Genomic DNA, 19,116 nt, shown 5'->3' with positions numbered 1-19,116 from the left:
GCGAATTTGGCGTTTCTGCCGAGTTTGCGCTTTTTTTAGTGTAAAAAGAAAATAAACCATCAGACTAAGAACGACATTAAGCTATCGGGAGAATAGCTGGTTCCGTATTTTTACAATTCGTTCAACTTCACGACTCCTTTATTTCTAGAGCGCTAGAGCGGCAGCAGGATCTCCACCACACGTCTCAAGCTGCGGCATCTGACGATGCTGCCTTTTTGCCTTTAAAATCATGGAATTTCTATAAAAATAAAAGTATTTTCCTTTTCATTCGCTTCATCCTCCTTTAATCATCCATGTAAAAAAATGTTTTATTTATATATGCTTATACGAAAGCCAAAGCTTTTTTAAGCGGCAAAAAATAAATAAAGGAGATTTTTTCGTGAACTCAAACACTGCTCTTATAAGCAAAGGCGGAGCAAATGTGCCGTCTTCCAAACGTCTTCCGTGGGTCGGGCTGCTGGCCTTAGCCATGGCGGGATTCATCTGCATTCTTACGGAAGGCCTGCCTGCTGGATTACTGCCGCAAATTGCACTGGATCTTGGGGTCACAGAAGCTCTTGCTGGACAATTGGTCACTCTCTATGCGGTTGGATCTCTTCTGGCCGCCATTCCTTTAACAACAGCTACCCGCGAGTGGAGACGCCGGCCGCTTCTGCTGCTGTGCATCATCGGCTTTCTTATTTTTAACACCATCACCGCGTTATCTTCCGTTTATGTACTGACGCTTGTCGCACGTTTCTTCGCAGGTGTCTCGGCGGGTGTACTGTGGGGGATGACGGCCGGTTATGCGCGGCGCATGGTGCCTGATTCGTTGAAAGGAAGAGCGATGGCCGTAGCCATGGTTGGCACCCCGCTGGCATTGGCGCTGGGCGTTCCGCTTGGTACATTTTTCGGCACATATACAGGGTGGCGTTTCATTTTCGGAGCTGTATCATTACTGACTGCAGCCCTTATTGGCTGGGTGCTCTGGAAGGTGCCGGATTATGCCGGAGAGCCTGCCGGTGATCAGCTCCCTTTGCACAAGGTTTTCTTGATTCCCGGTGTACGGCCGATTCTGTTCGTCGTTTTGGCATGGGTACTAGCTCATAATATTTTGTACACTTATATTGCACCGTATCTTGCGGAAACCGCGTTTGCTCAGCGAGTGGATTTGGTTCTTCTTATTTTCGGAATTACCTCGGTTGTCGGCATTTGGGTGATAGGCATGCTGATTGACCGTTTTCTAAGAATACTGGTTTTAATCAGTATCACGGGATTTGCTTTGGCCTCTGCAGCTTTGGGAATCGGAATGCATCAGCCTGCCATCATCATTCTTGGCGTTACGGCGTGGGGGCTTACGTTTGGCGGGGCAGCCACTTTACTGCAAACAGCAATAGCACAAGCTGGGGGAAATAGCGCAGATATAGCCCAATCGATGCTGGTCACCGCGTGGAATGTGGCAATCGGCGGAGGAGGGATTATCGGCGGGTTTCTTCTCGAACTGCTTGGAGCCGGATTCCTCCCGGGCTCATTAATCATCCTGCTGCTTCCCTCCTTGCTTGCAGCTTGGCTAGCTAAAAAGCATGGCTTTCCTTCCTAAAGGAGTCACGAGTATGTGTAGCATAAGCAAAAAAAGAATCCGCTGCAAAGGCGGATTTAGGCTGTCGAGAAACCTAATAGAGCTTGAACTATTGCCAATATACTCCGATGGGGTATCCCCCTCCAGCCGCTGTTGAAACCCGTGAATTAGATTATATTTAGTGGTATTTTCACGGGTTTCAAAGGCGGACGTAAACTCCTCCGAGGCATACCCCACCTCCATATGTAGCATAGTTCACGCAAAACAGGGTTTCTCGACAAACTCAATCCGCTGCAAAGGCGGATTCTTTTTTTGAGATTTTAGAATTACATCTTATGCGAGCAAATTCGTTTCTCCAATGAGATTTTTATAAGCGATCGGTGAAGACATTACGATCAGAGTCGTGTAGGTTCCGTATTGGTCGCACCGGTTTTCAAACTCCTCTAGCTCCTGGGTTGTTTCCGTGAGGACCTTCAATAAATAATTATGCTCTCCGCTTATCCGATAACATTCCGTGACCTCCGGTGATGAACGACAAAAATCAAGGAAAGGATAGCAATTCCGGGTCCGAACAAGCATATAGGCTGTGCATTGCTTACCCACTTTTTGTGAAGAAATGATGGTTCGGTATTCCTCGATAACCCCCTTTTCTTCCATGCGTTTCACACGTTCAGTTACGGCTGGCTGAGACAGTCCCACCAGCTTTCCTAAATCTGTCATGGATAATCTCGCCTGGTTCTGCAATTGGAGCAGGATGTTTTTATCGATTTCGTCCAAGAAAATCGTCCCCTTTAATTTAAAAGTTATTTCTTTTAAATACCTTTATAATCATCGAAAACTTCTTTATTTAACTTGTTTGTTTAATGTAAGGCGGCGGAAATTATTTATATAATAAACACACTTGCTATAAATAATCAAGTAAATTACAGCAGGAGAGGATGAGAAGCATGATAAAGACAGACCTGGAATTCGTGCATAAAAGCGTCAATGAGGTAATTGACCGCACACTTGAGGAAAAAAGGATCGTGGGTACCGTCGTCCAAATTGCATTAGGAGGAAACCTCGTTTACAGCAGGCCTGCTGGTTGGGCCGACCGCGAGCAGAAGCGGCCGATGCAGGAAAATGCATTGTTTAGATATGCTTCGGTAACCAAGCCGATCGTGTCAACGGCAGCCTTAGTATTAATTTCACAAGGGAGATTGCAGGTAAACGATCTGGTGGAAAAATGGTTGCCCGCCTTTCGTCCCAAACTGCCAAACGGACAGGATGCCTCCATGACCGTTCACCATCTGATGACGCATACCGCCGGCTTAACCTACCGTTTCTTCCAAGAAGAAAAGGGAACTTATGAGCTTGCCGGGGTATCGGACGGCATGGATCTGGCGGGAATTACACTTGAAGAGAATCTGCAAAGACTCGCTTCCGTCCCGCTTTTATATGAGCCGGGGAAAATGTGGAGGTATTCCATAGCAACAGACGTGCTCGGAGCGGTCATCGAAAAGGTTACTGGAATGCCGCTAAGTGAAGCCGTACGGATGCTTGTAACTCAGCCGCTTTCCATGACGGACACGGATTTCAAGGCCGTGGACACGGACAGATTGGCCACGGCTTACGCAGACAGCGCTGGAGAGCCTCGGCGCTTACAAGATTCGGATACCATTCCTTTCGTGGAGGGGACGGCAGGATTCCTCCTTTCACCCAACAGGTTTACCGATAAGACAGCTTATCCTTCCGGGGGAGCCGGTATGATTGGCAGCGCAGGAGACTTTCTTAAACTGCTGGAAGCTTTGCGGCAGGGAGGAGATCCGATTCTGCCGAAGGCTCTTGTCACAGAAATGACAACCAATCAAATTGGTAACCTTGTGATGCCCTATTGGCCGGGGAGAGGCTTTGGACTTGGTTTCACTTTGCTTAAAGACCCAGTAGCTGCCAATACACCTGAATCACCGGGAACGTGGCGGATGGGCGGCACCTATGGTCACTCCTGGTTTGTTGATCCGAGTGAGGAGCTTAGTGTTGTAGCGTTCACCAATACGGCGCTTGAAGGAATGTCAGGCAGGTTTACAACGGAGCTGTGCGAATCTGTCTACAGGGGTATTCGAGAAGTTAAGTAATGAGCAAGAACGTTGTCTTGAACAAATATTTGAAGTATGCAGACTCTGGATGGATATGAGATTACACTAACTAAGTAATTTGAGAGGAAAACTTACCATACAGTACAAACGGTCGTTAAACTAAACGGAGAACGACAGCAATAAACCAGCCGCAGTCTAGGACTTTATATTTCCGGTCCAGGGCTGCGGCTGGTTTTATATTGAAGTCAGTCTAATACTTATTTTTCGGAGCCTAACGGTGTTGTAATTCAGACTTCTGCGCAGGTTCAACAAATCCAGTCAAAAACTAATATATTCTTTGGACATTCAGCGAATCAGAACATGGTACCGAAAAAAAGAACTTCCCAATACATGAGTGAGTTATTTTGTGTGGTTTGTTGTGTTTAATTGCACTTGGTGTTGACTATTAGTGAAAACCTTATACAATGGAGGTGCAGGTATTCATATATTGGAGCAATATCCACTTTCACACGTAAGGGGAGAGGAACATTGGGTGATCAACACATGAAATCAAACAATAGAATTATTGTGATCGGGTGGGACGGTGCAGGAAGCTTTGTCCAGCAAACGTCAACGCCCGTATTGGACCGATGGATGGCGAGGGGGGCTTCCACCTTTACAGCTCAGACCGTATCACCGACGATCAGCGCACAGTGCTGGGGCTCGCTGCTGCATGGGGTTACCCCGGTCAAGCACGGACTGACTAACGAAACGGCGGCCGCCTCTAGATATCCCTCCGATTCGCCTTATCCTTCGTTCTTCAGGATGGCACACGAGGCTTATCCCGATCGCAAGCTGGCGGCCTTTACCTGCTGGCAGCCGATTATGGACGGAATTATCGAGGAGGGCATCGGAGTACATAAAGTGTCTTTGCCGGACAAGGAGCTGGCAGAGGCTGCGGCTGATTATATAAGAAGCAACCCGGATTTATATTTATTATTCATACAGTTCGATTATCCCGATTACGCAGGACACAAGTTCGGCTATGGTACACCGGATTATTTGGAGGCTATAACGGAGACGGACCGGTTCACCGGTATTTTGCTCGATGCGGTGGAAGGGGCAGGCTGGGCGGAGGATAGCCTCGTTGTGATCACGACGGATCACGGAGGCGGCGGAGTCAATCCCAAGGGCCATGGCAGCGATGATCCGTTGGATAAAACGGTGTTCTGGACTTGCTCGGGCCCGGGGATTGAAGCCGGCTCCAAGGTACCTCCAGAGCTGGGGCTTATGGATACGGCTGCCGTCGTATGCAGGGCCATGGGGCTCGAACAGCCGCAGGAATGGGAAGCGAAGGTACCCAAAGGCTGGCTGATGAGAATGGGAAGGGGGTAACCTCGCCGGAAGATCACGATGGAGCGGCAAGCGGCTGGCTTCATCGTGAAGGTTTGCAAGGATGGCAGCGCAGCCGCCTATTTACCGGAAGGACTTTTCAAGCTTGCGGAAATGGGACGGGGACAGCCCGAATTTGCTTTTGAATACCCGATGAAAGTACGTATAGCTTCCAAATCCGCAGCTCTCCGCGATGCTTTCCATCGACATCCCGGTATGTCTCATGCGCTCCAAAGCTGTAGCCAGACGATATTCCAAAGCGTATTCCACCATAGTTTTGCCATAGCATTCCTTAAAAAAATGAGAGGCCCGCGAAACACTTAAGCAGGCATGCCGGGCGACATCCTCCACTTTGAAGGCTTGGTGGGCATGCTCCTCGATGTATTGCTTCATTTTTAAGGCGGTTACGGCTCTGCTGTAGGATGCACTGGTATCTGTGACGGCTCGGTCAATGGATAGGCAGAGTACCCGAAGCAAATAGTCGGTTAATTCCTGGTTCTCTTCGTTCAAACGCCGCGTTTCCTTAATAATCTGCCTCCATGGGTGAAGGACGGCTTCGCCGATTTTGATGCGGGACTTGATCGGCTTGGGGTAACGGCTCCACCATTCATCCATCCACTCCCCCTGACAGAACAGGTAGTAATCCCCGCTGCCGTTCGTTGTATCAACCTCAAGCTGATAAGAAGACCCGGGTTTCAGCAGAATGAGGTCCCCCGGTTCCATCTTGACATCTTCCCCCTCAATCTCCGCCCTGCTTGTTCCCTCCGTTTGAAGGCGAAGCAGATAGCTGTCCAAACCGAATCGCTTATCCCCTCGTTTCACCCTCTGAAGATGATAAGAATACCCGCATAAAAGGACTGTTTTTTCCATTGGCTCCCCCATACAACGAAATGACACGATAGTTCATGTTTTAATTATATTGATCATTCCAATGGTTGGCAATGTAGGTTAGCATGAGGAGGTCAGCCGATAATTTCATCCAGGCAATATATGGTGTTGATTCCTTGAAAAATGGACAAAATGGGGGGCTCTGAATAAGAATGAGGAACAAAGTTCGAGGATGTACAGGGTTAGGTTTGGTCATGGTTTTGCTGCTTTCCGGATGCGGAGGCAATGAGTCGAAAAATTCAGGTAATAGCCAAAATGTGTATAATAATGAGCCGGTTACCTTAACCTTTTATAATCATAATGCTGGGATATTAAGCGACGCCGATTTGGAATCGCTCGTGACGAAGCCGGTTAAGGCGAAATACCCGAACATCGACGTGCAACTAGTATCAGGCAGCTCTTTAGATAAGCTCATTACGGCGGACCAGCTGCCTGATGTCATTTTAACGAGCAATTATTATTTACATGATTTGCTGAAGCAAAATCTGGGTATTGATCTGAACGACCGAATCAAGCAGCAAAATGTCGATTTCAACGTGCTGGAGCCGGAAGCGGTCAATTTGCTCAAAAAGTTCGGTCCTAAAGGCGAGATCTATGGCATACCTTACGCCATGAATTATGGGGTTATGGCTTACAACAAAGATATTTTCGATAAATTTGCGGTTCCTTATCCTAAGGATAACATGACTTGGAACGAAGTGATTGAGCTTGCGCGCAAAGTAACCCGATTCGAGCAGGGGACTCAGTATGTCGGTCTGGATATGGGAGATCCGCAGGTGCTGAGCCGCGCCTATTCGCTTCCGGTCGTCGATGAGAAGCAGGAGAAGACGGTACTTACCGGTGATCCTTATAAAAAAGTGTTCGGCTTATACGACCAGCTGTATCAAATTCCGGGAATCGTTGACGGCAATAAAAAGTATACGTACGGCATCGATTATTTCCTGAAGGATCAGAAGCTGGCTATGTACCCGTATTGGATCGCCAACTTAACGACCCGGCTGCCGCAGCTGAAGGAGGCGAGTAAGGATTTCAACTGGGATATCGTATCGTTCCCTTCCTTTGACGATAAGCCCGGACTTGGACGGGAAATTGATTTCCATATGGCGATGATCACTCCAACCAGCAAAAATAAAGACGCTGCCTTTGCGGCCATTCAAACTTTGATCAACGAAGACGTGCAAAAGTCGATGAATAAAGGGATTCGACTTACGATTCTAAAGGATGCTAATTTGAAAAAGCAGTTCTCGAGCGACACCAAGCTGTATGAGGGGAAAAATTTGGCCGGTATTTTCGCCGCGAAGCCAGCTCCTCTTCCGGAAGCTACCCAATATGATACCAAAATGTATTCCTTCCTGAAGGAAGCCGCCAAGTCCATGGTGACTGAGAACAAGGACATCAATACCGTCTTGAGAGAGGCGGGGGAAAAAGGGGATAAATATATTATCGAGGTAGGGAAGCAGTGACGTTGTGTTGAAAAAAGAGACGGTGCCTTAAGCAGGATTCTGCTTCCAGGTCACCGTCTCTTTATCTACAACATCAGCATTTATAAATTGCGGTTTCGCCGCGAGGCTCCGATTTGTGGAGGCGTCTATTTATAAATGACTTCGAGAGTCACTTCTAGCTCCAGGGCTGCCCCAGGCTCGATCCCGCGCAAGCCGGTGATGTCGGCAGGGAGGTCGATATTCGGCGCATTCGTAACCCATGTGTAAGGCTCCAGACAGATGAAATCATGAGCTTCCCCTTTGGTATAAATGACCCATTGCTTGAACAGCTCGGAGCCGCTGTAGCGAATCTCTACATTTTCCTTGGACAGGACGGCCAGACAAGGATTGTCGCCGATCTGGAAGACCGTATCCAGGTTATGGCCTTGTAGTGCTGCACCTTCACGCAGCGTCTCATATTGTCCCAGCGGGGTAATTTCACCGGTAGGGAGGTTCGCTTCATCAAGCTGCCAGATGCCGCTGACAGGCAAGGTCAGCTTCCACTTGTCCGGTTCTCCGTCCAGCAAGAACCACGTATGAAGCCCATAGCCGAACGGGGCAGGCGTCGAGCCGGTGTTGCGAACCTTCAAAACCTGGTTCAGCCGGCTGCCTTCCAGTACATAGGTTACCTCCAGCTCCAATGGATGCGGATACTGCCGTTGAACGTTGGCGTCATCGGCCAGGCGGATCGTTGAGGTGATGAACAGGCCTCCATCTTTGCTCCCGGAATCAGCTACCGTCCAAGACTGGCTGCGGAGCATGCCGTGAATATGATTGCCGGTCACATGATTGACATCGAATTGATACGATTGTCCTTGAAATTGAAAGCGCCCTTCCCGAATGCGGTTCGGCGGCATCAGGATCGGCGTCCCGAATTGGACCGGCTGCTGCTCCAATTCCGCAGGCGAAGCCGGGACGCGAAGTATTTCGCGGTCGAGAGTTTTGTCCCAGATGCTGTATACGTTGTTGCCGAGCGCAGGGCAGATCGAGACGATCAGCTTGTCGTTCTCCAGGGTGTAGGCCGGTGTTCCTTGCCAGTCTATTTGCTTGATCATGGGGATAACTCCTTTTTGGTTTAAGAATGAAAGGCGGTATGTATCGCTAAGCTTTGCTTATGCTTTATTGTATCAAAGCAGGTCCGGTCTGTCATGATGCAATGCTTCGACCCAGAGAAGCGAGGGGCTGTGCTCTTAGCACATGCGACGCATGTGGCTGACCAACGTCAGGTGCCGCGCTAACATAGGAGCTATAACGCGGATGACACCGCGTTACTACTAGCTCCCTACACAAGCAAAAACCGAGCCAATAAGCTCGGATCAGGTTGTGAGACCTGTTTCTGCGTGAAATATGCAAATATGGAGGTGGGGTGTGCCTCGGAGGAGTTTACGTCCGCCTTTGAAACCCGTGAAAATACCACTAAATCTAATCACCTTTCGCGGGTTTCAACAGCGGCTGTAGGGGCATACCCGACCGGAATATTTGACTACATTTCAAGCTCCAGTCTCAACAGACTGAGCCGAGCTCACAAAGCCCGGTTTTTTGCTTCCCATCATGTTCCAAATTCAAAATTCGGATAAACATACTGCGATTTGGACGGCTCGGCTTTGGCGATTTTTTCAACCTTGAGCAGCATAATGTCCATATCGTTATATTTTGTTTTTTGAATGGTCCCAGTGACCGTAACCCAGGAATCATCGGCGAACGAGGCCGCCCGATCGTATTCGACGAGGACACCGAACGGTGCAGCGTCGGCGGAGCAGCAGGAGACGGAGAAGCGGCCGACGACGAACTGGTTCGATTTCATTTCCTCCTGCCGGTAGACAAAGCCGGTGAGTTCCATCTTTTTGCCGATAAAACGATCCATATACAAATCGACCGTAGTCAAGGTCTCCAGGTACAGCTCTTCCTTAACCCGAATGAGATCGGACTTGTAAATTTGCTTGGCGAATTTGGCATATTGCGCCGTAAATTTATCCGACGGGAACAGATCGTCCATATTCGTAGATGCCGCGGCTTCCGATTTGGGGCTTGCCGGCGCTGCGGGAGATGCCGCTTCGGATGAGCCCGAACCCGATGGGGAAGCCGGAGGAACGGGAGCCGAGCTGACGGCGTCCTTCTTGACGCTGCTGGAGCTGCTGAGGTTCATCCCTTTTTTGGCGGCAAGACTGCTTCCCATTGACGTATCCGGCAGCAGGAAGCCGAACAACAACGGGACGGCGAACAGGCCGTAAATGGCTGTGTTTTTGAGAAAGGACGAAGAGGGAGTATGGTCATGGCCGCAGTCGCACTCGGCGGCGTTCCTCCTCCATAAGGAGCTGATGCCGAGGTACACTTGATAAATGGCAATGGCGTATAAGCCTAAGGCAGACCATTTGACATAATCAATCATCCGGGGGGCTATGTAGTACAGAATGTTATCCGTTTTGACCAGATAGACGATGTACATGGCGAACCCGAACAGGATCGCGGATTTAATAAGGTGATGCAGACTTAACAATCGCGGACTCACAGGGTCACGCTCCTTTTAGGTCAAAAATATTCGTTCGAATACCAAAGAGCATACAAGCACAACAACAATGATAAGGGCGGATAGCTTCAGCACGAATTTCGTTTTAAAAGCGGACAGCAGCATCAGCATGCTCTTAATGTCCAGCATTGGACCGAACACAAGGAAGGTCAAGAGCGAGCCCGCAGAGAAGGTCGTCGCAAAGGAGGAAGCTACAAAAGCGTCCGAGGTCGAGCACAAGGACAGGACGAAGGCCAGACCCATCATAAATAAATGGGATTGAAAGTCTCCCTGACCTATGGACATGAGACTTTCACGCGAAACGACCGTCTGTATCGCGGCCGTGATCATGGCGCCGAGGATCAAATATTTGCCCATATCGAAAAATTCATCCGACGCGTGGCCGAGCACGCCGAACAATCGGCCCGTGATGCCGGTATGGGAATGGGCATGTGAGTGCGAGTGAGTATGACGATGTCCGTTAGGTTCATGATCGTGCTGGTGATCGTGGTTATGGGCAGTATGATCATGGTTATGTACGTTATGTTCGTGATGATGGTGGACGTCATGTCCGTGTGTATGCGGCCCATGATGATGTCCTCCCGCGGCTGCGGACAGACTGCCGCGAAGCGGATCGCTTTTAATAAACCTGTACACGATCAGCCCGAGTGCGAGAGCGACGATAAAGGCAAGCCCCATGCGGGAATACGCGATTTCCGGACGGCTGCGGAACGCCATGTAGGTGGAGGCGTAGACGACGGGATTAATGATCGGCCCCACCAGAATAAAGACAACAGCTACATAGACGGGCATTCCTTTTTTCATCAGACGCCGGATTACAGGGATCATTCCGCATTCGCATAAGGGAAAAATGATGCCGACCACGCACGCAAACAGGATGCCGAGGACCGGGTTTTTGGGCACCAGGCGCCGTATGGTCTGCTCGGAGACGAACATTTGCAGGAGGGCTGAGACCAGCACGCCAAGCAGAACGAAAGGGAACGCCTCCAGGATGATGCTCAAGAACAGCGTTTTGAAGCTTTGCATTTCGGCGCTGTGAAAAAAGCTGAGATCCGGCGGCTGCTTCTGGGTATAAATAAGCAGAAGCATGATAATGCATAGCAGGGCAAGGATATTGGTGCCCCAGCGCATGAGCGTCGTTTGCAATGGACATTTCTCCCTTTCTAATTCGTAATAATTATTATTATTATATAATATGCGGGACGAGTGGTATATAGGACAGGCGAAACGGAAAAATTGTCATGAAAATAACGTGCAGACGCCGGAGGATTGACACAGGAGGAACGTTTGTTTATGATAACAAGAAGCAAACTGTTCAACATAACAGGTACAAGCAATGACAGGAGCAAGTAGACGACAACGAGTCTTTCAGAGAGCCGGTGGCCGCTGTGAACCGGTAGATAGCTGGCGTTGAATGGGTCCTTGAGCTGACGGTTGAACGACTCGGAAGTAGAGAACAAGCGTAGGATAGCTTGGCGCTCCGGGTCCTAGGCTGGTCCGGGTACTCTCCGTTACAAGAGATTAAGGCTTGATGAAATAGAAGCATAACATGTCTATCATCAGGCAAATTAGGGTGGCACCACGGTCCTTCGTCCCTTGCGGCGGAAGGGCCTTTTTTGCGTGGTAAACATGGGTAACCAAGAATCACAAGGAGGAAATGAAGATGAAAAGAGTATTATCCGGCATGCAGCCGAGCGGTTTGCCCACCTTGGGCAACTATATCGGAGCGATGAAAAATTACGTGGAGCTTCAGCATACACACGACTGTTACTTTATGGTAGTGGATTTGCATGCGATAACGGTTCCGCAGGATCCCGCGGCGCTTCGCGAGCAATCGGAAGCCGTTGCCGCCCTGTACATCGCAGCGGGCATAGATCCGGCCAAAGCAACTGTATTCTTGCAATCGCAGGTGCATCAGCACGCGGAGCTCGGATGGTTGATGACGACGCTCACGTATATGGGCGAGCTGGAGAGAATGACGCAGTTTAAGGATAAAGCGGCCGGCAAAGATTCCGTAGGAGCGGGCTTGTTCACCTATCCTTCCCTGATGGCAGCAGACATTTTGCTGTACAACGCCGACCTGGTGCCTGTAGGCGATGACCAGAAGCAGCATCTGGAGCTGACCCGTGACCTGGCTCACCGCTTCAATCAACGCTACGGAGATACGTTCACCATTCCGGAGCCTTACATTCCGAAGGTTGGAGCACGGATCATGTCCCTGGACGATGCATCGAAGAAAATGAGCAAGAGCAGCGCGAACCAAGGCAGCTTTATCGCTATGCTCGATGCGCCGGATGTCATCCGCAAAAAAATAAGCCGAGCCGTAACCGACTCGGGCCGTGAAGTGAAATTCGATCCTCAGAACAAGCCTGAGGTTAGTAATCTGATGAGTATCTATGCTCAATGCTCTAACAAGTCTATTGCGGAGATCGAAGCCCAGTACGAAGGACAAGGCTATGGACCGTTCAAAAAAGAACTGGCCGAGCAGGTTGTCGCCCATCTGGAGCCGATTCAGCAAAAATATTACGATATCCGCAAATCCGGCGAGATTCGTCAAATTTTACGCCAAGGGGCAGAACGCGCCTCGGTGGAAGCGGAGAAAATCTTGAATACCGTAAAAGAAAAAATGGGCTTCATCCTCTAGCCTTCGTTGCCGTTGCGTCTTCTCATTCTCGCTTTGACGACAAAGCCGAAGCCGATAAAGCCTACGGACAGGACCGTGAAGAGGATAACGAGCCATATGTTCCCGAGACTCAGTCCAAGACTGATGCAGGCCAGAAGCAAGGCTCCTACGATGGCGAAGAAGAGAGCTAGTCCTTTGTTCATGCGGAAAGCACCGCCTTTCTCAAGAGTATTTGAAAATCAAAAACATTTTTCAAAATGAGTGAATAGTTTTTGGTGTACGTCACATAATAACTTTGCAAGCTTGCAAATACATCAAAGATATCATTCAGATTGAAAGGAGTGCTGATCATCATGGCACAAGGACAATCCCGCAGCAGCAACCAACTAGTCGTACCTCAAGCGAACCAAGCTTTAGACCAACTGAAGTTCGAAGTAGCGCAAGAGTTGGGTATTCAAATCCCACAAGACGGGTACTATGGTTACATGGCAACTCGTGACACAGGCGCGATCGGTGGTCACATCACTCGTCGTCTGGTACAAATCGCCGAGCAATCGCTGGCAGGTCAATTCCGTTAATCGAGAATGGTTTGCTTCGAAACAACGTATCATCATAGAAGCTCAAGGAGAAATCCTTGGGCTTTTTTGTCGATGAATTTTGTTGCTTGTGGAACAATTGCCGAATGCAGCCTGACTAAGCTTAGTGGGAGAAAAGAAAAAGGGCTGTCGCAGCAGCCCTGTCGAACGTTAACGAATCTGGCAGGTCGAGAGAAGCAAGTACGCCCCAGCTTCTTTCTTGTGCCGCTTACGTATTGACCCGCAATTTTTTCTCCAGTCTGGAATCGCTCAGCCAGCCCACATAGGAATCGAGAAATTGAAATTCCTTGTCCATGGTGACTACGGCGACGAAAGGATATTGTCTCCGGTGCCGGTATCTCACGTCGATCCATCTCACTTCATATCCCCAGTCGTGATGCCTCAATTCTGCACAAGCGAAGGAGGAAAAGTACAGGAAGGATGCGATATCCTTATGCTTTTTGGAAGCTTCGACGGCGGGATGCGCCGCGCATGATGTCGTGTCTATCCATTTAATCTGATTATGCTTGTATTCTCCCAGAACGAAGTGACCGTTAACTTTTTTCTTGACGATTTGCCATACGTACAAATGAAAGGTCGGGATCAGGTAATAGCGGTCCCCTTTCTCGTAACGGGAATCCTTCTCATACAAGTGAGACTCCAAGTAATGATGATACCACGATCGCCAAATATAATACACAGCCAAAGCAGCGTATAAAATTGGAAAAATCACTTCCGGACGGGCCAAATGGACCGACCACATGAAGATGGCGATAAGGTGGGAAATGAAAATAACCGGATCAAAAATATGAATGATGTTCCATGAAATCCATTTTTCCGAGAAGGGCCTTATGGCCTGGGTGCCGTACGTATTGAACAAGTCGGTGAATACGTGGAAAGCTACGGCGATGAATACCCACATAGCGACGTGCCATACAGGCAGATCCCTGAATCCGAGCATAAGCCCCAAGGTTATGAGCGCCGTCCAAATCAGCAGCGCGGGGAGCGAGTGAGAACGCCCGCGGTGATTTTTGATATAAACGGCATTGCCTTTGAGACGAAGCAGCGTATCTGCATCCGGCGCTTGGGATCCAAGTACGGTTCCAATTAGTACGGCAGTGGAAACGGTAGGGTCCGCTGCAACGATAGGGTCGACGTAAGCCAATCCGGCTAGTCCGAATCCTATCACTAGGTGTGTTCCGCTGTCCATGATGTTTGTCTCCTCCTAAGGGCTTTCCGAAGGAAAGCCTGCATCGTAAGCAATGACCTGGGCTTTCTGTTAGAAAGCCTGCATCGTAAGCAATGACCTGAGCTTTCCGAAGGAAAGCTTGCATCGTAAGCATCGTAAGCATCGTAAGCATACACTGAGCTTTTCGAAGAAATCCAGATTCTTATAGGCTTGGGCTTCTTGTTGGATGCCCGTTACTATTAGGGCCGCTTCACCCGTTTTGTTATTAAACTTGAGCTGCACGGGCGCGCAGGCATATTATTAGTGTATCATTTTATTGGTCAAAATAAAGCAACGAGGTGAAAAAATGTCTAAAGTATTTGTGGAATATCAAATCTTACCCGCTTACAGGTCAAATTATTCAGAGTGGGTGACGGAAGTTCGGGCACTTTACGAAAATGTGGAGTTCTTTGAAGGGAGCGATCAACCGGGCTTGTTCGTCGAATTATGGAACGACATGTCGAAGGAGCAGTACCAGCTGCTGAAGCAGGTCAGACAAGGGCAGGCAGAAGAGCGGGAAGCGACAGCCTCCGATCGCAATCCTTTTGACAGTACCAACTGGTCCCGGCTCGGGGAGTGGGTTAAGGGAGGTATTGAGAAGGTCCATATTTGGCATTTTGAAAAAGTAAAATAGTCCATACTTTGAAGCAAGTAAATCCATGGTAACTTGTGAGCAATCGCGGTAATCTTAACATTAGCTTAGGAATAAGGCTCGATTTTGACTACAAGAGATAGGCATAATGGGGGATACCGCGGGGGGAAAACGGATGGAGAGGCGTAATATTTTTTGGGATCATGTGAAGAGGAACCGATGGCCTTACCTAATGGGGTTTGCATTATTGTCCATATCGAGCTTGCTGCAGCTGCTGATACCTCAACTGCTGGGGCAATTTACCGACAAGCTGCAAAGTTCGACATTAAGCTACAGTGAGGCGATCAAGTTCGCTTTGTGGATGATTGCCGTCGGTCTGGGAATCGCTTTCTTTCGTTCGACAAGCCGGATTTACTTGTTTCGTTTGTCCCGTATGCTGGAAATGCGGGTGAGAGGGGAGCTATTCAAGCATTGGGAGAAGCTATCTGCTCAATATTTCAACAACCAGAGAATCGGAGACCTAATGTCGCATGCGATCAGCGACGTGGGGGTGGTTCGAGAGGTTACGATGCAGGGCTACTTCAACATTATGGAATCCATGATGCTGATTCTAATCTCGATCATTGCCATGGTCACGTCCGTTAATCCGCTGCTGACACTGCTTACCATGCTGCCGCTGCCGTTGTTAAGTCTGCTGGCTTATAAGTTTAACAAGCGGATCCAGCAGCAATCGGTGGACATGCAGAGAGCCATATCGGATTTAACGAGCCGGGTACAGGAATTCACAGCGGGTATTCGAGTTGTGAAAGCGTTTGTACAGGAGCGGGAAGAAAGCAAGCTGTTCACGCAGGATAATCAGCATGCGGTAGATATGAACCGCCGGTTTGTCAAATCCAACTCGCTGTTCGGGGCGCTAAGCTCGGGCATTGTAGGCTTCAGCTTTCTCGTATCGGTCGTGCTGGGCGGTGTTATGGTGCTTAAAAACATCATTACGCTAGGGGAATTCGTCGCTTTCAATACGTACTTATCGCTTTTGATGGGGCCGATTGAAAATCTGGGCAAGGTCGTCAACTTGATGCAGCGCGGGAAAGCATCAGAGCTGCGTCTGCTTGAAATATTTAATACGCAGCCGGAAGTCGTCGACGATATGTCGGCTAATCAGGGAATTAAGGACATCGACGGAGACATCGAGATCCGTAATCTCACGTTTTCATACCCGGAGGCGGGGCAGCCTACGCTCAAGAATATATCCTTGAAGGTGAAGAAGGGAAGCAGCCTTGCGATCGTCGGACGAGTCGGCAGCGGTAAAAGCACGCTCGTCCACCTATTGGTCCGGCTGTACAACCCGCCCAAAGGAACGGTGTTTATTGACGGGAATGATATCCATGAAATTCCGCTGCAAACGCTCCGCAGCCAAATCGGCATCGTTCCGCAGGATCAATTCTTGTTCTCATCCACGATTCGCGACAATATCGGGTTCGACCCGAAGCCGTATACGGATGAGCAGGTCATCGAAGCGTCCAAGGTGGCGCAGGTATACGATAATATCGTGGAATTCCCGGAGCAGTTCGATACGGCACTTGGCGAACGCGGGATCTCCCTGTCAGGGGGCCAGCGGCAGCGTGTGAGCATTGCCCGGGCAATTATCAAAAAGCCTTCTATCCTTATATTCGATGATAGCTTGTCTGCGGTGGATACGATCACGGAGGATCTCATCCTTGAGGGGCTGAAGTCCGTGATGAACAAGCGGACGACGATCATTATCGGCCACCGGATTTCTTCCGTACAGGCAGCGGATCAGATCGTTGTGATGGACGAAGGTGAAATCGTAGAGTCCGGAACCCATGAGAAGCTGCTTCGCATTAACGGCATTTATGCGGATATGTATCATAAACAGCTTCTGGATCAAGAAGCCGAACGGCAAGAGGGACAGGAGAATGAAGGGATTCATGGCAGCGGTCTTTACCAGAGGGGGGCAGGGGCATGAATATTCATAAGGAGAAAGACGTCAAAAACTTCAAAGACAGCCAGCTGCTGACCCGGCTGATGTCCTATGCTCTGCCTTATTGGAAAATGATTCTGCTGTGCATTGCGCTCTCGTTTCTGATCGTGGTTGCTGATTTGGCCAGACCTTATTTAATGAAGATAGCCATCGACGGTCATATCAACGGCTTGCACAAGCCGATGCTTGCGGTGGAGAAGAGCCAGGCCGAGAAGCTTGAACCGCTGGGCGGTGGTCAGGCAGCTTGGGATAACCGGGTGTATGTCCGGCTGGACCCGGATGCGGCTGCCAAGGCCGTTATCCCGGATGGAGCGGAGAAGAAGCAGATCGTAAGCTTGGAAGGCCGTGAGTATATGATCTCCGGATGGCTGCCGGCCCAGCAGACGGAAGTGAAGCTGGAGCAGGAGGGCAGCCCGGCGCGTTTTGTTGCAGGCGGTCAGGTTTATGAAGCGGTCCCGCTTGAAGATAAGGTTCTGGATCTATTTAAAAAGCAGGACTACAGCGGTTTTACAACCCTAGGGATATTATTTCTTCTTACGGTAGTTACCGGCTCCATTCTGAATTACCTGCAGAGCAATCTGCTTCAGTACACAGGGCAGACGATTATTTTTAATATCCGGCAGCAGCTGTTCAATCATTTGAGCCGGATGTCGATGTCCTATTTTGACCGGAATCCGGTAGGACGGCTTGTCGTCAGGGTCACTCAGGATACGGAATCCTTGAATCAGCTGTACTCTCAGGTCGTCGTCAACCTGGTGAAGGATGTCATCTTTTTGCTCGGAACGATCGTCATTATGATGCAGATGAGCATGAAGCTCGCTCTGCTGTCGTTTGCGGTCATTCCTTTCCTGGCGGTGCTGACGTTCTGGTACCGTTCCGTCATTCGGGAAGCGCAGCGAACCGCTAGAGTCATCTTGTCGCGCCTGAACTCGTTCCTGGCCGAAAATTTATCCGGAATTCGCATCACACAGTTATTTACCCGCGAGGAGCGGCAATGGGAGCAGTTCGATCATCATAATACAGGGTATTACCGCGCCGGGATGCGGGGGACGATCATCAACTCGATTTTCCAGCCGGCTATCGGATTTCTGGGGAATGTGGCGATTGCCCTTCTGCTATGGTACGGTGGCGCAAGTGTTATTGAAGGCGGAATTACCTTCGGTATCGTCTATGCCTTCACGCATTATGTACGGCAGTTTTTCCAGCCGCTCATGAGCCTTGCGGAGAAATATAATCAGATCCAGACGGCGATGGTAGGGGCGGAGAGAATCTTCGATATGCTGGACGAGAAGCCTTCTATCGTGGATGCGCCAGTTACCCAAAGCTTGCCGAAGCCAATCCGCGGCGAAATTACGTTCGATCACGTATGGTTTGCCTACAATGGGGAGGATTGGGTTCTCAAGGACGTAAGCTTTACCATTCAGCCCGGTCAGACGATCGCCTTCGTCGGTGCCACAGGTGCCGGCAAAAGCTCGATTATTCAGCTAATTAACCGTTTCTATGACATTCAAAAAGGAAGCATCCGTTTGGATGGGATCGATATTCGAGATATACCGCTCGATGAGCTGCGCCGCAGCATCAGTATCGTGCAGCAGGACGTCTTCCTGTTCACCGGCGACATCGCTTCGAATATCCGATTGAACAACAAGGACATTACGGACGAGCAGATCAGGGAGGCTGCCCAAATGGTGCACATGGATGAATATATCCGTGAGCTGCCGCAAGGCTACAAGACTCCCCTTGGAGAGCGCGGAGTCAATCTCTCGCTGGGTCAGAGGCAGCTGCTGTCCTTCGCCCGCGCGATTGCTTTCCGCCCGGAAATTCTTATACTTGATGAAGCGACATCCAACATCGATACCGAGACGGAAATCGTCGTGCAGGACGCGCTGCATAACATTTCTGCCGGCAGAACTACGTTAATCGTCGCCCATCGTTTGTCCACCATCCAGCATGCCGACCAAATCGTCGTCATGCACAAAGGCAAAGTGCGCGAGATCGGCAACCATTATCAGCTGCTGGCGCAGCGCGGTTATTATTACCGCTTATACGAGCTGCAGTATAAGGATCAGAAGCCGATGCCTGCTGCGAAATAATGGATGGAGCTGCTCCTTACGGTTGCTGTTTTTCTAATCAAAAAAGAACGCCGCTGATACAGTTGCGTTCTTTTTTTAAATCCTGTTGATAGTTCTCTTCGCA

16 protein-coding genes and 1 other annotated feature are annotated in these 19,116 nt (G+C 49.6%); of the genes, 9 read left to right on the top strand and 7 right to left on the bottom strand.

Translation table 11 applies throughout. From position 1 onward, the window contains the following. Nucleotides 1-379 precede the first annotated feature (379 nt). Nucleotides 380-1,579 carry an MFS transporter gene (locus B1728_RS22595; protein WP_079912675.1) on the top strand — a complete coding sequence of 400 codons (1,200 nt, stop codon included), beginning with the start codon at nucleotides 380-382 and terminating at the stop codon, nucleotides 1,577-1,579. A 312-nt stretch (nucleotides 1,580-1,891) separates the two neighbouring features. On the opposite strand, the gene B1728_RS22590 is transcribed toward B1728_RS22595, so the two are convergent. Further along, a complete protein-coding gene (locus B1728_RS22590; RefSeq protein ID WP_079912674.1) occupies nucleotides 1,892-2,335 on the bottom strand; it encodes an Lrp/AsnC family transcriptional regulator in 444 nt (147 codons plus the stop codon). A gap of 170 nt (nucleotides 2,336-2,505) precedes the next feature. On the opposite strand from B1728_RS22590, the gene B1728_RS22585 reads away from it, so the two are divergent. After that, the gene (locus B1728_RS22585; protein WP_079912673.1) at nucleotides 2,506-3,672 is read left to right on the top strand and encodes a serine hydrolase domain-containing protein; all 1,167 of its coding nucleotides are present in this window, start codon (nucleotides 2,506-2,508) and stop codon (nucleotides 3,670-3,672) included. Nucleotides 3,673-4,176: 504 nt separating this feature from the next. Next, complete coding sequence (locus tag B1728_RS22580) at nucleotides 4,177-5,007, top strand: alkaline phosphatase family protein (protein ID WP_079912672.1); 831 nt, start codon at nucleotides 4,177-4,179, stop codon at nucleotides 5,005-5,007. An 81-nt stretch (nucleotides 5,008-5,088) separates the two neighbouring features. Here the strand turns inward: B1728_RS22580 and B1728_RS22575 are convergent, their stop codons facing one another. Beyond that, on the bottom strand, nucleotides 5,089-5,874 hold the full coding sequence (locus B1728_RS22575; protein WP_079912671.1) for an AraC family transcriptional regulator: 786 nt from the start codon (nucleotides 5,872-5,874) through the stop codon (nucleotides 5,089-5,091). A gap of 170 nt (nucleotides 5,875-6,044) precedes the next feature. Between B1728_RS22575 and B1728_RS22570 the strand changes: the two genes are divergently transcribed. Then, on the top strand, nucleotides 6,045-7,355 hold the full coding sequence (locus B1728_RS22570) for an ABC transporter substrate-binding protein (RefSeq protein WP_079912670.1): 1,311 nt from the start codon (nucleotides 6,045-6,047) through the stop codon (nucleotides 7,353-7,355). 125 nt (nucleotides 7,356-7,480) lie between these two features. On the opposite strand, the gene B1728_RS22565 is transcribed toward B1728_RS22570, so the two are convergent. The 3 genes from B1728_RS22565 to B1728_RS22555 form a co-directional block, all read right to left on the bottom strand. Continuing rightward, a complete protein-coding gene (locus B1728_RS22565) occupies nucleotides 7,481-8,428 on the bottom strand; it encodes an aldose 1-epimerase (protein WP_079912669.1) in 948 nt (315 codons plus the stop codon). A gap of 494 nt (nucleotides 8,429-8,922) precedes the next feature. Beyond that, nucleotides 8,923-9,882, bottom strand: coding sequence for a TIGR03943 family putative permease subunit (locus B1728_RS22560; protein ID WP_079912668.1), 960 nt, complete (start codon nucleotides 9,880-9,882; stop codon nucleotides 8,923-8,925). A 15-nt stretch (nucleotides 9,883-9,897) separates the two neighbouring features. Beyond that, complete coding sequence (locus B1728_RS22555; protein WP_144027963.1) at nucleotides 9,898-11,046, bottom strand: permease; 1,149 nt, start codon at nucleotides 11,044-11,046, stop codon at nucleotides 9,898-9,900. A gap of 181 nt (nucleotides 11,047-11,227) precedes the next feature. Next, nucleotides 11,228-11,500, top strand: a binding site (T-box leader). 63 nt (nucleotides 11,501-11,563) lie between these two features. Between B1728_RS22555 and trpS the strand changes: the two genes are divergently transcribed. Further along, nucleotides 11,564-12,544 carry a tryptophan--tRNA ligase gene (gene trpS, locus B1728_RS22550; protein ID WP_079912667.1) on the top strand — a complete coding sequence of 327 codons (981 nt, stop codon included), beginning with the start codon at nucleotides 11,564-11,566 and terminating at the stop codon, nucleotides 12,542-12,544. On the opposite strand, the gene B1728_RS22545 is transcribed toward trpS, so the two are convergent. After that, on the bottom strand, nucleotides 12,541-12,726 hold the full coding sequence (locus B1728_RS22545; RefSeq protein ID WP_079912666.1) for a DUF5325 family protein: 186 nt from the start codon (nucleotides 12,724-12,726) through the stop codon (nucleotides 12,541-12,543). The two genes, trpS and B1728_RS22545, sit on opposite strands and share 4 nt — an antisense overlap. A gap of 150 nt (nucleotides 12,727-12,876) precedes the next feature. On the opposite strand from B1728_RS22545, the gene B1728_RS22540 reads away from it, so the two are divergent. Next, nucleotides 12,877-13,101 (top strand): alpha/beta-type small acid-soluble spore protein, encoded by a 225-nt coding sequence (locus tag B1728_RS22540; protein ID WP_079912665.1) that lies wholly within the window; start codon nucleotides 12,877-12,879, stop codon nucleotides 13,099-13,101. Between the two features lie 226 nt (nucleotides 13,102-13,327). On the opposite strand, the gene B1728_RS22535 is transcribed toward B1728_RS22540, so the two are convergent. After that, the gene (locus B1728_RS22535; RefSeq protein ID WP_079912664.1) at nucleotides 13,328-14,308 is read right to left on the bottom strand and encodes a metal-dependent hydrolase; all 981 of its coding nucleotides are present in this window, start codon (nucleotides 14,306-14,308) and stop codon (nucleotides 13,328-13,330) included. 325 nt (nucleotides 14,309-14,633) lie between these two features. On the opposite strand from B1728_RS22535, the gene B1728_RS22530 reads away from it, so the two are divergent. From B1728_RS22530 to B1728_RS22520, 3 genes are all read left to right on the top strand, one after another. After that, complete coding sequence (locus B1728_RS22530) at nucleotides 14,634-14,960, top strand: hypothetical protein (RefSeq protein WP_079912663.1); 327 nt, start codon at nucleotides 14,634-14,636, stop codon at nucleotides 14,958-14,960. Nucleotides 14,961-15,093: 133 nt separating this feature from the next. Beyond that, nucleotides 15,094-16,905, top strand: coding sequence for an ABC transporter ATP-binding protein (locus B1728_RS22525; protein ID WP_079912847.1), 1,812 nt, complete (start codon nucleotides 15,094-15,096; stop codon nucleotides 16,903-16,905). Next, entirely contained in the window at nucleotides 16,902-19,013 is a 2,112-nt protein-coding gene (locus B1728_RS22520) for an ABC transporter ATP-binding protein (protein WP_079912662.1), read from the top strand. The genes B1728_RS22525 and B1728_RS22520 overlap by 4 nt, the downstream gene beginning before the upstream one ends. The last annotated feature ends 103 nt before the right edge of the window (nucleotides 19,014-19,116 follow it).

The sequence above is a fragment of the Paenibacillus sp. 32352 genome (genome assembly GCF_002042965.1).
Lineage (GTDB): Bacteria > Bacillota > Bacilli > Paenibacillales > NBRC-103111 > Paenibacillus_S > Paenibacillus_S vulneris.
This window is presented reverse-complemented; position numbering and strand designations above follow the sequence as displayed.

Coding starts and splice junctions, on each gene's coding strand:
- B1728_RS22570 (WP_079912670.1), top strand. CDS start 6,045: ATGAGGAACAAAGTTCGAGGATGTACAGGGTTAGGTTTGGTCATGGTT.
- B1728_RS22575 (WP_079912671.1), bottom strand. CDS start 5,874: ATGGAAAAAACAGTCCTTTTATGCGGGTATTCTTATCATCTTCAGAGG.
- B1728_RS22525 (WP_079912847.1), top strand. CDS start 15,094: ATGGAGAGGCGTAATATTTTTTGGGATCATGTGAAGAGGAACCGATGG.
- B1728_RS22535 (WP_079912664.1), bottom strand. CDS start 14,308: ATGGACAGCGGAACACACCTAGTGATAGGATTCGGACTAGCCGGATTG.
- trpS (WP_079912667.1), top strand. CDS start 11,564: ATGAAAAGAGTATTATCCGGCATGCAGCCGAGCGGTTTGCCCACCTTG.
- B1728_RS22540 (WP_079912665.1), top strand. CDS start 12,877: ATGGCACAAGGACAATCCCGCAGCAGCAACCAACTAGTCGTACCTCAA.
- B1728_RS22585 (WP_079912673.1), top strand. CDS start 2,506: ATGATAAAGACAGACCTGGAATTCGTGCATAAAAGCGTCAATGAGGTA.
- B1728_RS22530 (WP_079912663.1), top strand. CDS start 14,634: ATGTCTAAAGTATTTGTGGAATATCAAATCTTACCCGCTTACAGGTCA.
- B1728_RS22565 (WP_079912669.1), bottom strand. CDS start 8,428: ATGATCAAGCAAATAGACTGGCAAGGAACACCGGCCTACACCCTGGAG.
- B1728_RS22545 (WP_079912666.1), bottom strand. CDS start 12,726: ATGAACAAAGGACTAGCTCTCTTCTTCGCCATCGTAGGAGCCTTGCTT.
- B1728_RS22580 (WP_079912672.1), top strand. CDS start 4,177: ATGAAATCAAACAATAGAATTATTGTGATCGGGTGGGACGGTGCAGGA.
- B1728_RS22520 (WP_079912662.1), top strand. CDS start 16,902: ATGAATATTCATAAGGAGAAAGACGTCAAAAACTTCAAAGACAGCCAG.